Source organism: Mycobacterium asiaticum (assembly GCF_001673365.1).
Lineage (GTDB): Bacteria > Actinomycetota > Actinomycetes > Mycobacteriales > Mycobacteriaceae > Mycobacterium > Mycobacterium asiaticum_A.
On sequence record NZ_LZLS01000168.1, the window covers coordinates 22,406 to 35,620 of the forward strand.

General features: G+C 65.2%; 12 protein-coding genes and 1 pseudogene. 5 read left to right on the forward strand and 8 right to left on the reverse strand.

Annotation, left to right across the window (positions count from 1 at the left end; all coding sequences use genetic code 11):
- Positions 1-55: 55 nt before the first annotated feature.
- Both pgi and A5634_RS18140 read right to left on the reverse strand, forming a co-directional pair.
- Complete coding sequence (gene pgi / locus A5634_RS18135) at positions 56-1,714, reverse strand: glucose-6-phosphate isomerase (RefSeq protein ID WP_065145413.1); 1,659 nt, start codon at positions 1,712-1,714, stop codon at positions 56-58.
- An 80-nt stretch (positions 1,715-1,794) separates the two neighbouring features.
- A complete protein-coding gene (locus A5634_RS18140) occupies positions 1,795-2,769 on the reverse strand; it encodes an esterase family protein (RefSeq protein ID WP_065145414.1) in 975 nt (324 codons plus the stop codon).
- A 506-nt stretch (positions 2,770-3,275) separates the two neighbouring features.
- On the opposite strand from A5634_RS18140, the gene A5634_RS18145 reads away from it, so the two are divergent.
- From A5634_RS18145 to A5634_RS29995, 4 genes are all read left to right on the forward strand, one after another.
- Positions 3,276-3,884, forward strand: a complete 609-nt coding sequence (locus A5634_RS18145) for a hypothetical protein (protein WP_155769603.1) — start codon at positions 3,276-3,278, stop codon at positions 3,882-3,884.
- 48 nt (positions 3,885-3,932) lie between these two features.
- The gene (locus tag A5634_RS18150) at positions 3,933-4,793 is read left to right on the forward strand and encodes a hypothetical protein (protein WP_155769604.1); all 861 of its coding nucleotides are present in this window, start codon (positions 3,933-3,935) and stop codon (positions 4,791-4,793) included.
- A gap of 98 nt (positions 4,794-4,891) precedes the next feature.
- Positions 4,892-6,751, forward strand: a complete 1,860-nt coding sequence (locus A5634_RS18155; protein WP_155769605.1) for a type IV secretory system conjugative DNA transfer family protein — start codon at positions 4,892-4,894, stop codon at positions 6,749-6,751.
- A gap of 391 nt (positions 6,752-7,142) precedes the next feature.
- Positions 7,143-8,183 (forward strand): PE family protein, encoded by a 1,041-nt coding sequence (locus A5634_RS29995; RefSeq protein WP_065145418.1) that lies wholly within the window; start codon positions 7,143-7,145, stop codon positions 8,181-8,183.
- 60 nt (positions 8,184-8,243) lie between these two features.
- Here A5634_RS29995 and A5634_RS18165 read toward each other — a convergent pair whose 3' ends face one another.
- From A5634_RS18165 to ruvC, 5 genes are all read right to left on the reverse strand, one after another.
- Positions 8,244-8,903 carry a hypothetical protein gene (locus A5634_RS18165; protein WP_065145419.1) on the reverse strand — a complete coding sequence of 220 codons (660 nt, stop codon included), beginning with the start codon at positions 8,901-8,903 and terminating at the stop codon, positions 8,244-8,246.
- 144 nt (positions 8,904-9,047) lie between these two features.
- Positions 9,048-9,434 (reverse strand): DUF1304 domain-containing protein, encoded by a 387-nt coding sequence (locus A5634_RS18170; RefSeq protein ID WP_065145420.1) that lies wholly within the window; start codon positions 9,432-9,434, stop codon positions 9,048-9,050.
- 9 nt (positions 9,435-9,443) lie between these two features.
- Positions 9,444-10,478, reverse strand: a complete 1,035-nt coding sequence (gene ruvB / locus A5634_RS18175; RefSeq protein WP_065145421.1) for a Holliday junction branch migration DNA helicase RuvB — start codon at positions 10,476-10,478, stop codon at positions 9,444-9,446.
- Positions 10,475-11,068: a Holliday junction branch migration protein RuvA gene (ruvA, locus tag A5634_RS18180; protein WP_065145422.1), complete on the reverse strand. Its 594-nt coding sequence runs from the start codon at positions 11,066-11,068 to the stop codon at positions 10,475-10,477. Before ruvA ends, ruvB begins: the two co-directional genes overlap by 4 nt.
- Positions 11,065-11,619 carry a crossover junction endodeoxyribonuclease RuvC gene (gene ruvC, locus A5634_RS18185; protein ID WP_065145423.1) on the reverse strand — a complete coding sequence of 185 codons (555 nt, stop codon included), beginning with the start codon at positions 11,617-11,619 and terminating at the stop codon, positions 11,065-11,067. The genes ruvA and ruvC overlap by 4 nt, the downstream gene beginning before the upstream one ends.
- Positions 11,620-11,719: 100 nt before the next feature.
- On the opposite strand from ruvC, the gene A5634_RS18190 reads away from it, so the two are divergent.
- The gene (locus A5634_RS18190) at positions 11,720-12,214 is read left to right on the forward strand and encodes a DUF2617 family protein (RefSeq protein ID WP_065145424.1); all 495 of its coding nucleotides are present in this window, start codon (positions 11,720-11,722) and stop codon (positions 12,212-12,214) included.
- A gap of 10 nt (positions 12,215-12,224) precedes the next feature.
- Here the strand turns inward: A5634_RS18190 and A5634_RS29600 are convergent.
- Positions 12,225-13,215 (reverse strand): annotated as a pseudogene (locus tag A5634_RS29600) (PGRS repeat-containing protein); the annotation flags it as partial.

A 13,215-nucleotide genomic window follows, 5' to 3' on the forward strand; every position in this document is an offset into this window, starting at 1 on the left:
GGCCCCAGCATTTGCAGATCGTGTTCAAAGGATAGGCGTGCCGAGCGGACCTTCTCTAACTGGTGCGGCCGCGCTCGGTTCGGTAGCGGCGCACCAGGGCGTCGGTCGAACTGTCCGGTTGCGGCTCCGGTGAGCCGTCACTGGTGATCACCGGCAGCAATGCCTTGGCTTGCGTCTTGCCTAACTCCACGCCCCACTGGTCGAACGAGTCGATACCCCAGACCACGCCCTCGGTGAACACCTGATGCTCGTAGAGGGCGATCAGTTGACCCAGCACCGACGGCGTTAACCTGTTGGCCAGAATCGAGGTGGATGGCCGGTTTCCGGGCATCACCTTGTGCGGCACCACGTCTGGAGGCGTGTCTTCGTCGGCGATCTCCTCGGCTGTCTTGCCGAACGCCAGCACCTGGGTCTGGGCGAAGAAATTGCTCATCAACAGGTCGTGCATGCTGCCGTCGCCCTCGGCGGTCGGCAGGTCGTCGAGCGGTTGGCTGAAGCCGATGAAATCGGCCGGTATCAACCGCGTGCCTTGATGCAGCAGCTGATAGAAAGCGTGCTGGCCGTTGGTTCCCGGTTCGCCCCAAAATATTTCGCCGGTGTCGGTGGTCACCGGACTGCCGTCGGCGCGAGTCGACTTGCCGTTTGATTCCATGGTCAGCTGTTGCAGGTAGGCCGCGAACCGCGCCAGGTCGTCGGCGTATGGCAACACCACCCGCGACTGCGCGCCAAAGAAGTTGGAGTACCACAGTCCGATAAGGCCAAGCAGCGCAGGGGCATTGGCTTCTAGCGGAGAGGTCCGGAAGTGCTCGTCGACGATGTGAAAGCCAGACAGGAAGTCGGCGAAGGCTTCTCGGCCGATGACCGCCATGACCGACAGGCCGATCGCCGAGTCCACCGAGTACCGTCCGCCGACCCAATCCCAGAAGCCGAACATGTTTTCGGTGTTGATGCCGAACTCGTCAACCAGTCGCTTGTTGGTGGACACCGCGACGAAATGCTTCGACACGGCGGTATCGCCGAGTGCCGCGGTGAGCCAGCGCCGCGCTGCTGTTGCGTTCGTCAATGTCTCCAGTGTGGAGAACGTCTTGGATGCGACGATGAAAAGCGTTGTGGCGGGCTCTAAATCGGCCAAGGTCGCAACCAGGTCGGCCGGATCCACGTTGGAGACGAACCGCGCCGAGATCCCCGCGTCGGCGTAGTGGCGCAGGGCCTGGTACACCATCACCGGGCCCAGATCGGATCCACCGATACCGATGTTGACGACCGTGCGGATTCGCTCACCGGTCGCACCTTTCCAGTCGCCGTTGCGCAGCCGATCGGTGAAGTCACCCATGGCGTCCAGCACCTCGTGCACATCCCGGACGACGTTCTGTTCGTCGACAATCAGGTCGGCGTCGCGGGGCAGGCGCAGCGCGGTGTGTAGCACGGCGCGGTCTTCAGAGGTATTGATGTGCGCGCCGGCGAACATCGCATCGCGGTGCTCTTCCAGCTTGGCCGCCCGGGCCAGGTCGGTCAGCAGTCGCACCGTCTCGCGGGTGATGCGGTGCTTGCTGTAGTCGATGTAGAGGTCTCCGACGCTGATGGTCAGCTCGCGGCCGCGGTCTGGGTCCTCGTCGAAAAGCGCACGAAGGTGCGTTTCGCCGATCTGATTGTGGTGGGCCTGCAGCGCTTTCCAGGCCGCGGTGGCGGTGATGTCTGATAGCTCCGAGGTCATAGTTCGACCCTAGTGCGGGACGGGCCGGGTGGTCAGGCGCTAGTTTTCACCGCGACAGGTGGCACTTCGCTGTCCGGCGCTCAGGATTGGCCCGTGGCGCCCAGCACCTGCTGCAGATCCGGCAGCATCGCCTGCAACTGCTGACCCCAGTAGGTCCAGGTGTGAGTGCCGTTGGCCGGGAAGTTGAAGACGCCGTTGTGCCCGCCCTTGAGCTTGTATCTGGCCTGGAAAACCTTGTTGCTGATGCGCGTGGCGCTTTCCAACAGACTGGCATCGAGCTTGGTGCCCAGGTCCGAGTCGCCGCCGTTGCCGGTGTACACCCAGATGCGGGTGTTGTTGGCCACCAGCTTCGGCACGTTGACCGTCGGGTCGTTGGCCGCCCACGCCGGGTCGCCGGGTGGCCCCCACATCGCATCGGAGCGATAGCCACCGGCGCCCAATTGCGCGGCGCTGACCAGGGACGGCCAATTGCCGGCCGAGAGGTTGAGGAAGCCGGACATGGAAGCCGCGTAGACGAAGTTCTGCGGATGGTTGGCGGCCAAGATCAGCGCGGCCGAACCGGCCATCGAGGCACCCACCACGGCGTTGCCCGACGCGCTGATCCCCTTGTTCGCCGCCAACCAAGCCGGTAGTTCCTCGGTGAGGAACGTCTCCCACTTGTAGGTCGAGGTGCCGCTCCTGCCGACGGCCGGCCGGTACCAGTTGGAGTAGAAACTTGCCTGCCCGCCCACCGGCAAGACCACCGACAGGCCGGACTGGGCGAACCAGTCGAACACCGGAAGGTGGATGTCCCAGCCGTTGAAGTCGTCGCGCGCAAGCATCCCGTCGAGGAGATACACCGCGCGCGATCCGCCCGCCTGGTACTCCACCTTGATCTGCCGGTTCATCGACGGGGACGGGACCAGCAGGTACTCGATCGGTTGGCCCTGACGCGACCACGCGGACGATGTCGCTGAACTGTTGGTCAAGCTGCCCACCAATGCGAGCAACGTCGCCGCCGATAGGTAAATCAGCCGGCGCAACGGCGAAATCCCAGCTGTAACTGCCTTAACCATTTCGGCAGAATTTACCCGGGCAAAGCCGGTAGTGGCCGAATGTAACGACCGTAGTAACCGTTTAGAGGCCGAGTCGTCCTCGGCGCGCCGCGCGAGATGGTTGCGAACCCGTCCGCGCCGCGGTCCGGCAGTCAAATGCTTCCGCGCTGGTCTTGCGGCGGACTCGATGACTAACCTGAAGCTTGTATTCGGCTTTACGAAGGAGTCTTGAGGTGCCCGGCCATCATCCTTCTCGATCTTGGCGCGGCTGCGCGATGTGCAAGCCGAACAAGCGTCGCGGTACCGGACGCGCGGCGAAAGAACCGCCGGTGGTCCTGCGCAAGCTTGGTAGGCGGCGGAGGTTACGCAGGAATGACCTCGGCACTTAAAGGTTCGCAATAGCGAAACGCATTTTCAGCCCAAGGGCGCCGACGTTCAACCAATTTGAATCTAGCCAGCCTGCTAGGTGGCGGGCATATGATCCCATTGGCCCTGGCTCGCGGCGGGGTCCTGGGAGGTTGAGCCGGATGAGTCAACATCACGTAAGCCCTGGTCCGTCGTACGTCGCTCTCGGAATCCCGCAGGGCGTGATCACAGATCCAGCGAGTTCAGAGACAGCTGGGGCTATCCGGCGTGGCGGTGAAATTGTCTCCCTCGATAAGGCCGACTACGGAATATGGACGATCCTGTTGACGCCGATGACGGTTGGCGCCGCAACCGAATTTGCAACGAGCCGAAAATGGGGTGAATTGGAACAAGCGATCGCCCGGCTCGAAAAGTTAGAACTGCTGGCTACGATCGATCCCGGAAAACCAATGGACGCTCTTGCGGAGCGGATTCGTCCGGTGCCACTGGGCGTCGGACTGGGCAACTCTGGAGAAGATCCGGCCGAATTTCAACTCCAAAACTCTGCATTGTCCCTTTCCGAGCCCGTTTCTCTGGACATCGTTGGCGTCATGTTCTGGTGGGAATTCGATGGCACCCGGTCGCTGCGGGAAATTGTAGAACGCGTCGTGGACCGTGCCGGCGGAATTTCCATCGACAGCGCGGAGAACGTCGTCACGCAACTTGTTCACGGACTGATGGCGAGCAGGCTTCTCTATCTCGATTATCCCGGCCAATCAGAGAGCACATGAGCAATGGATAGCTACCACCGAGTCGCCGCTTGGTTCACCGTTCATTGCATGGAGAACCCGGTCGTCGTCGAAGCGGTTATAAAAGGAGTCTCCTGGGCTAAGACTCTAGGGCCGTATCTCGACCTTGCGGAGAAGCTATGCGAGATAGAAATACCAACTGAACTCAGTGACGCGATGGAGCAAGCCGGCCGCGCTGACATGACAGGAGGATTTGAGGATATCGGCCCGGAGGACGTCGCACAGGAGATGGCCGAAATCGCCGCAGAAGCTCTCGAGCAGTTTGAGTTGGGAGAAAGCGGAGATGATCCCGGTAAAACGACCGACGAGTTGGAAAACACCGAGATCGGCGGACGGCAAGTCGAGGCTGAGATAGCCGCCATTATTAAGCTGCAGGCCGAACACGATCTCAGTCAGGCCGAACTCGCAAATGACATCGAGAAGTACCGAAATAACATCATCGAGCAGTACGCGGATTCGCCGGATGAACTGCAGCAGCAGCTCGACAGGTTCAACGAAACCGCCCTGGCGGAACAGCAAGACCTTGCCGACCAACAGGCCGCCGAGTTGCAGCGGCTGCAAGACGACCAACAGCTCCAGCGGGCAGAGGTGCAGGAACAGCAACGCGAGCAGGAGCAAACTAGCCAGGACGAGACCCGGGAGGAAGAGATCCGCCAGGAGGAAATGCAGGAGGAACAGCGCCAAGAACAAGAACAGGACCAACATCTAGAGGAGGAACGCCAGCAGGAGGCGCAACTTCAGCAAGAACAACTTCGCGACCAAATGCTGCAGGAGCAAGCCAGGCAGGAGCAGGAGCAGGAGCGGCTCAGGCTTGAGGAAATCAGGTTGCAACAAATCCGGCTTGAAGAATTGCGGAGGGCGCAGGCTGCGCGTGACGCGATGGAGAGATGAGAAACTTACCGGGCAAGCGGCGGTAGCATTCGCCTCCGCTGGGGACACACGATAAGAGGGGCACCGCAGTGGTGTATCAGTTCCTTACCGAGCCACAAATGCGGCACATTGAAGCCGAATTCATGCAGAAGTGGCTGGCCTGGCTGGGTCCAGACCATGCGTATCGCATCGGTCGCATCAATGCATTATTCGAGGAGCGGACGGCCACACTCTGGGCGACCGATTTCCACACTTTCTCTAGTTATCACAAAATTCAGCAGCAAACGATGTTCTTCGTTCCGGTCGGCCCGGATGCCAGGGAGGACAGAGGATACGTCTTTTACACCGTGACGAGAAATCTATCCAGTATGGACCTAAGAGAACGGTCCTATTTGAAGCTCGCCGAACTTCTCAACAGCGCCTACAACGGATCCGTGGAAATGTACCGCGACTGGCGGGTCGCGCTGATCTACGGTGGCGGCAAAGGAACGATCGAGGGTAAGACCCAATACCTTGGCCTGCGTCACGGTGAGGAGGCCAGCGATGCCGTTCGGCGCCTACTTCCCAGTGTCGATCAGACCATTAGTTCCATGCAGCAGCATGTCCGAAAGTTTCTTGAGCAACCACAGTTACCGCCGGATTTTCGGGCGATGCTGCAGGAATTCGCCGACGAAGTCGCTCCCGCGGGGAGCGGGGCTTGGCTGAAGCCTTCGCAATTAGCGAGTTCTCCGTTTGCCCCGGTGAGTGAGTACGCCGTTCGGATCGGCTCGTTCAAGGACGGGACCCCACTGACTTATTCCGGTGAAGGGTCGATCGTGACGATCGCGCCTCCGGGCTCCGGCAAAACCCAGTGCAACGTGTTTCCCAATCTGCTCACCTGGGCGGGCCCGGCCGTCGTGCTGGATATATCCGGCGACCTCTACGAGAACACGGCCGCGTGGCGGGCCCAGAATGTGGGCCCGGTCTACAAGTTCAGCCCGCTCGAGCCGGCGGACAGTCACAAGTACAACCCGCTGACCTTCGTCAACAGCGACCCCGACTTCATCTGGGAGGACTCGCGGTTGCTGGCGGAGATGATGATCGTGCCGACCATGTCCAGCGATCCTTTCTGGGATAACGAGGCCCGCACGGTGCTGACCGCCGTCATCGCCTACGTCTGCAACGCCAACCCGCCTGACCAGCGACCGATGCACGCCGTGCTCGACGTTCTCTACGGCGGTAAGCCGTGGGACAACATGATCCGCGGACTGCGCCTTTCCACCAACGTGCGAGTCATGACCCAGCACGCCACGTCGCTGTCCACCATGAACGAGAAAACCTTGAGCAGCGTCCTGCAGACCGCCCGCTCGAGCCTGAGCGCCTGGGCGGGCGAGCGTATTGCCCGAGCCACGTCGATGTCGGACTGGAGTCCTTACGACCTGCGCAACGGGAGCAATCCGACGATCTACATCTACATCAAGCCCAACGAGGTCGAGTCCTACCTGTCGCTACTGCGGGTGTTCATTGGGCAGCACATTCGGATGCTCACCGGTGGCGATGTCCCGCCAAGGGGTTCGGCGCCCATTCTGTTCATGCTCGACGAACTGCCCCGGCTGCGGAACATGCCGCCCGTGGACGAAGCGCTGAACATCGGTCGCAAGTATGGGTTGCGATTGTGGATGTTCGCCCAGAGCGTCGGGCAGTTGCAGACGGCGTACCGCAACGCGGACGGAATGCTGGGAGCTTGCGCTGTGCGCATTTACATGAACCCGAGCGGCGCAGACGGGCTGGCCGAGAAGATTTCTGAGGAGCTTGGTTACGTCGAGTCCCTGCACGACAATTCGCGCAGACGCCTTGTCGAGGCAGCTGAACTCGCCGGACCCGGATACCGCGACCGCCAGATCGTGATTGCCAGTGGTGCGAAGCCGGTGATGGTGAGCAAGGACTGGGCCCACCGAAATCCCGAATTCAAGGCGCGAATGGAGATGGGAACCGCCTGAGCCCAGAACCCATTGCCACTGTCGACAGCCTATAGAACTCTGCCACATCCAGGGTGCCGCCGCAGGTGGACGGTCGAATTGAAATTCCCTGGGCCAGAGGCATTTCGGACGAATGGGTGTCATCGTCACCCGGTGACACCGATCCCGGTTAATGGCTCCTTCCTTCTTGCCTCGGCGCGGACTAGCAGGTCGTCCTCGCGCCGCCGACTCCGGCTTGGAACGGCGCGTGTGCGGAGAACTCCGGGCTAGATAGCCTGTTCCGGCTTTCGCATATTGACGTTTGCGGTAAATTTTCCGGATCAGTTTCAACGTGAAACAGCTTCGATAAGTTCTGGCACCAGGGTTGACAGGGCACCCTTGTCGACCCGTGTTCATAAGGCGGGCAATTCTGATGTCGTTCATTCTTGTTTCTCCGGACCTGTTGACTGTGGCTGCCGTGGACATGGCGGGGATTGAATCCGCGCTCACGAGTGCGAGTCAGGTCGCGATGGGGGCGACCACGGCGGTGGTGAGTGCGGCCGGTGATGAGGTCTCGGCGGCGATTGCGGCGCTGTTCTCTGCGCACGGGCAGGACTACCAGTCGCTCAGCGCGCGGGTGGGGGTGTTTCATCAGCAGTTCGTGCGCACGCTCACGGGCGGTGCGAGTGCGTATGGCGCGGCCGAAACGGCCAGTGTGGAGCAGTTGGTGTTAGGGGTGATCAATGCCCCCACCACGGCGTTGTGGGGACGTGCATTGATCGGTGACGGTGCCTCTGGAAGCGCCGGGTCCGGCGCGGCGGGCGGGATCGGCGGGTTCGGTTCCACCAACGGCGATTTCGGTGACATCGGCAGTCAGGCCACCAGCGGCGGCAACGGCGGCACCGGTGGTGCGGGTGCGGCCGTCGACACCCCCGGAGGCGTCGGGGGAACAGGCGGGACCGGTGGTGACGGCGGTGGCGTCGGCAATGGTGGCACCGGCGGCAGAGGTGGGGACGCCACGCTGGACGCCACTGCTGCGGTCGGTGGCAACGGCGGCGGCGGCGGCGCTGCTGTTGGGATCGGCGCGTTCGGCGGCGGCGGAGGCGGCGGAGGCGCCGCAGGCGGCGTTGGTGGCACCGCCGGTAACGGCGGCGTCGGCGGTCAGGCCGCAGCGCTCGGCAAGTCAGGCCCCCCCGGCGCCGGCGGCATCGGCGATTCGGGGGCTGCCACCGGAGTTGGCGGCGGCGGTGGCGGCGGCGGTGGCGCGACCCTTGTCAATGGCGTCCCGGAGAGCCTCGGTGGCACTAACGGCGATAGCGGCGCCGACGGCGGCGACGGCGGGAATGGCCCCTTCCTGGGGTTCTTTGGATCCAACGGCGGTTCGGGCGGTGACGCGGCCGGTGCAGGAGGCACGGGCGGGAGGAGCTTCACGGGCAGCACCCAAACGTGGGGCGGCACCGGCCAATCGGGTTAGGAAACCACTACCGCATAAGGCCGGTCGCCCGCGCAGGGCGACCGGCCTTATGTCGAAGGATCAGTGCGCTACCGGTGTGCGGTGCCGCCGGAACAAGCCGCGCCGCGGTTCCTTCTCCTCGGCCTGCTCGACGTGCTCGCGCTCGCGTGGCGTGGTCGGGACATCCGTCGCCCGGTCGCGGTCGGGCTCGATCACGTCGGTGTACTGCTGCGACGGCGCCGTTTCCACCGGGTACGTCGCGGGCTGGACATCGCGGGCCAACCGGACTGCGAGCCGAGCCACCGCGACGCCGGCCAAGAAGGCGATCAGCACGCCCAAGCCGGAGAAGTACGCGACCTCGAGCACCGCACGCTTGCGTTCGGTCGCGGCGACCGGGTCACCAACCGAGCCGAGACCCAGCAATGTCGCGAAGGCACGACCCACCACGAACCAGGCGCCGCCAAAGGCCGCCAGCCAACCACCCAGCATCGCGCTGGCGCGACTGCGGGAGGCGATCAGCAGCAGCCCACCCAGCACGGTGGCCACCCCGGGCAGCACTTCCAGCCAGCCGCGCGCCGCGGTCCACGCCTGTCCGGGGGTGTAAGCGAAGTCGAAGTTGGGGCCGATAAACGGGATCAGCGCGCCCCAGAGTCCCAAGATCACCAGGAGCAGTCCGGTCACTGCGCCGCGTGAGCGTGGAATCCGTCCACGCGCCGGGCGGTCGTCCTCGATGTGTTTCATAGCAGCTCATCTCCTTATCAGGTACCGGTTTGGGTACCCCGGCGATGCCGCTTGTACTCGTCTGGTCGAGCCAGACTCCGCAGCGAATGTCACGCACTGCGCCACACAGGCGCGCCGTGACCACCTACGAGCGACTGCGCGTGCCTAGCCCATCAAGCCGATCACCAGAAATACGAGCGCCAACGCCGGGAAGACACCCTGCGTGACCGCGGCTCGCGCCTTGTCGCGCGCCGAGATCAGTAGCACCACCGCGGCGGCGGCCATCGACCCCACACCGGCGAACACCAGCGCGGCGCCGATGTCACGGTGGCCCATGCACAGCGCAGCAATACCGATCCCGGACACAACCGCCAGAAACAAGTTGTAGAACCCCTGGTTGAACGCCAAAAGTTTGGTCGTCTCAGCCTCTTCCGGCGTGGTGCCGAATGTCGCGCGGGTGCGTTTGGAGGTCCACGTCAAAGATTCCATCGTCCAGATGTAGACGTGCAGGACCGCGGCGAGTGCGGCGAATACCAATCCGGCGGTGACCATCGCGTCCTCCTAATCGAACAGCCCCGGTTGCGCGACTCCGACCGGCGGCGTCATCCCTAGATGTGTCCAGGCCAGCGCCGTTGCCACCCGGCCGCGCGGCGTGCGCGCGACCATTCCGGCGCGCACCAGGAAAGGCTCGCACACTTCTTCCACCGTGGCAGCCTCCTCCCCGACCGCCACCGCCAGCGTCGACACACCCACCGGACCGCCTCCGAAGCTGCGGGTCAGCGCGGACAGCACCGCTCGGTCCAGCCGGTCCAAGCCAAGCTCGTCGACGTCGTAGACCTCCAAAGCCGACTTGGCGACGTCACGCGTGATGACACCGTCGGCCCGCACCTCCGCGAAGTCACGAACCCGGCGCAACAACCGGTTGGCGATGCGCGGTGTCCCCCGGGACCGGCGCGCGATCTCCGCTCCCGCCTCGCCGCCCAGCTCGATGCCCAGGATGCCGGCGGATCGGGCAAGTACCCGCTCCAATTCGGGCGGTTCGTAGAAGTCCATGTGCGCGGTGAACCCGAACCGATCGCGCAGCGGGCCAGTCAGCGCACCGGATCGGGTGGTGGCGCCGACCAGCGTGAACGGTGCGACCTCCAGCGGAATCGACGTCGCCCCCGGCCCTTTGCCGACGACCACGTCGACCCGGAAGTCCTCCATGGCCAGGTAGAGCATCTCTTCGGCAGGGCGCGCGATGCGGTGGATCTCGTCGATGAACAACACGTCGTGCTCGACCAGGTTGGACAGCATCGCGGCAAGGTCCCCGGCGCGTTCCAGCGCCGGGCCCGAGGTCACCCGCAGCGCCGAACCCAACTCCGCGGCGATGATCATCGCCAGCGACGTCTTACCCAACCCCGGCGGCCCGGACAACAGGATGTGGTCGGGCGTGCCGCCGCGGTTCTTGGCGCCCTCGATCACCAACTGCAACTGCTCGCGCACCCTGGGCTGACCGATGAACTCCCGCAACGAGCGGGGTCGCAGGCTGCCGTCGATGTCGCCCTCGCCCACCGCCAGCGTCGGCGAGACGTCGCGTTCCTCTTCCGCGGTCATTTCGACTTACCCAGCAGCGACAGTGCGGCTCGCAGCGCCGTCGAGGTCGTGGCTTCCCCGTCGCCAGCCAGCACCTTGTCAGTAGCGTCCTCCGCCTGCTTGGCGGCAAACCCGAGCCCAATCAGGGCTTCGACCACCGGGCCCCGCACCGCGTGACCGTTCACTGGGGACGACGCCCCCGACCCGGCGATCAGACCGACCTTGTCGCGCAATTCCAGCACCATCCGCTCGGCGCTGCGCTTGCCGATCCCCGGTACCCGGGTGAGCGCGGTGACGTCGCCGTCGGCCAGCACCTGGCGCAGCGTGGCAGCGTCGTGTACGGCCAGAGTCGCCATCGCCAGCCGCGGGCCGACTCCCGATACCGAGAGCAGGGTCTGGAACAGGTCGCGGGTGTCGACGTCGCAGAACCCGTAAAGCGTCATCGAGTCCTCGCGCACGATCATCGCGGTGATCAACCGCGCTTCGGTGCCTTGGCGCAGGGTGGCCAGCGTCGCCGGCGTCGCGTTCACCCGGTACCCGACGCCCGCCGCCTCGATCACCGCATGATCGAGCGCCACATCCAGCACCTCACCACGGACCGAGGCGATCATCGGGCGGCCTTGAGCTTGGCTAGATACTTGTCCCGTTGCTGGGCGGCTTGGGCGTTTGCGGCGGCCATCCGGGCCAGCATCGGCGCCCGCCAGCAATGACAGATGGCCAGCGCCAGCGCATCGGCCGCATCGGCCGGCGTCGGTTTGGCTTGCAGCGCAAGGATTCTGGTGACCATCGCGGTGACCTGCGCCTTGTCGGCCGAGCCGTTGCCGGTGACCGCGGCCTTGACCTCACTGGGCGTGTGGAAGTGCACGTCGATATCGCGCTTGGCCGCCGCCAACGCGATCACGCCGCCGGCCTGCGCCGTGCCCATCACAGTGGCGACATTCAACTGGGAGAACACCCGCTCGATGGCCAGCACGTCGGGGTGGTGGGTGTCCAGCCAGTGCTCGACAGCGTCGCTGATGGCCAGCAACCGCCGGTGCAGCGGCTCATCCCGCGGGGTGCGCACCACGTCGACGTCCAGCGCGGTGATCTGGCGCCCGCGCCCGCTTTCTACCAGCGACAGTCCACATCGGGTCAAGCCGGGGTCGACACCCATCACCCGCACCGCAGCTCCCCACTCCCGTCCGAACAGCTGTTCGATAGCCTAACCGGTGGGTCTGACATCATCGGTCAAGGACACGCGCTGATGAATTAGGTTAGGCCCGGTGCCGCTCCATCAGCTCGCCGTCGCGCCGGCCGACGTGTCGGGTTCCCGGTTGACGCTGGCGCTCAATGCCGCGGCACCGAAACCGTTAGCCACCTACCGATTGACACACCCGGTTGGCGGCGCCCTCTTGCTCGGCGTCCTGGGTGCTTCCCACGTCGTCGCCGTCGAACACAGCGGTCACCGCTTCTCCGAACAGATCTCCTGCAGCGCGGGCAACAGCTTGCCGCAGCGCTCGCATGCACCGGGTTACCAACTCAAGTCGACGGTCGAAGAACGGGACGAGGCCACGTTCAGAGCGCTCGCGAAGCTGCTGCGCGAACGATGCGCACGCGAACCTGGCTGGCTGGGCGGGGTGTTCCCCGGTGACGACGCCGCACTAACCGCATTGACGGCCGCACCCGACGGCACCGGCTGGTGCTGGCAGACCTGGCATCTGTACCCGACGCAGTCCGGCGGGACCGTCGTGCACACCGCGAGCCGCTGGCACCCGTGAACCAGGGCGACTAGGGCGAAACGCCGCCCGGTCCGCCGCTGCCACCGGCCGGACCGTTGCCCGGTTCGCCGGGACTGCCGCCGCGGGTTCCGCCGTAGCCGCCGGTCCCGCCATCGCCGCCACTTCCGGTGGCGCCGTCGGTACCGAGACCTTCACCACCCGGGGCGCCCGTGCCGCCGTCGCCGCCGCTGCCACCGTGGCCGGTCGGCTGCCCTACATTGCTGTCGCCGCCTGGACCACCGGTTCCGCCGTCGCCGCCATCGCCGCCTGTGACTCCGGTGCCGCCCTTGCCGCCGTCGCCGCCGAGACCGCCGTCGCCGGCTGTAACGCTGCCACCGCCGCCACGACCGCCGGTACCACCGAGGCCGCCGTCACCGCCGTTTAGTCCGTGACCGCCTACGCCGCCGGTACCACCCTCGCCGCCGAGGCCCCCGGTCGCACCGCCAGTCCCACCGATGCCGCCGACGCCACCGGCGCCGCCACCACCGCCGCTTTCGCCGATCCCGCCGGTACCGCCGTCACCTCCAGCGCCGCCCCTGCCGCCGGTGGTCCCGGGCGCGAGCTCACTTCCGCCACGACCACCAGAGCCACCGTCGCCGCCGGTTCCGGCGGTCAGCCCGTCGCCGCCCATGCCGCCGTTTCCGCCGGCACCACCGTCGGCGGTCGCGGTGCCTTGTCCTCCCGAACCTCCGGCACCGCCGTCACCGCCGACGTTGTCGCCAAACCCACCAACTCCGCCATCACCCCCGATGCCACCGGGACCGTAGGGGTTGCTAATACCGCCGGCACCGCCTTTGCCGCCGGTTCCGCCTGTCGGGCCGGTGCCACCTGCGCCGCCGGTACCGCCGTTGCCGGCCGCGCTCGATGAGGACGCCCAGGATCCCTCGCCGCCCGCACCGCCGTCGCCGCCGATGACAGTGCCCACGCCGCCCTTGCCACCGGCGACAGAGCCGGCACCGCCGTTACCGCCGGTTCCGCCCATACCCGGGTTACCGCCCTGA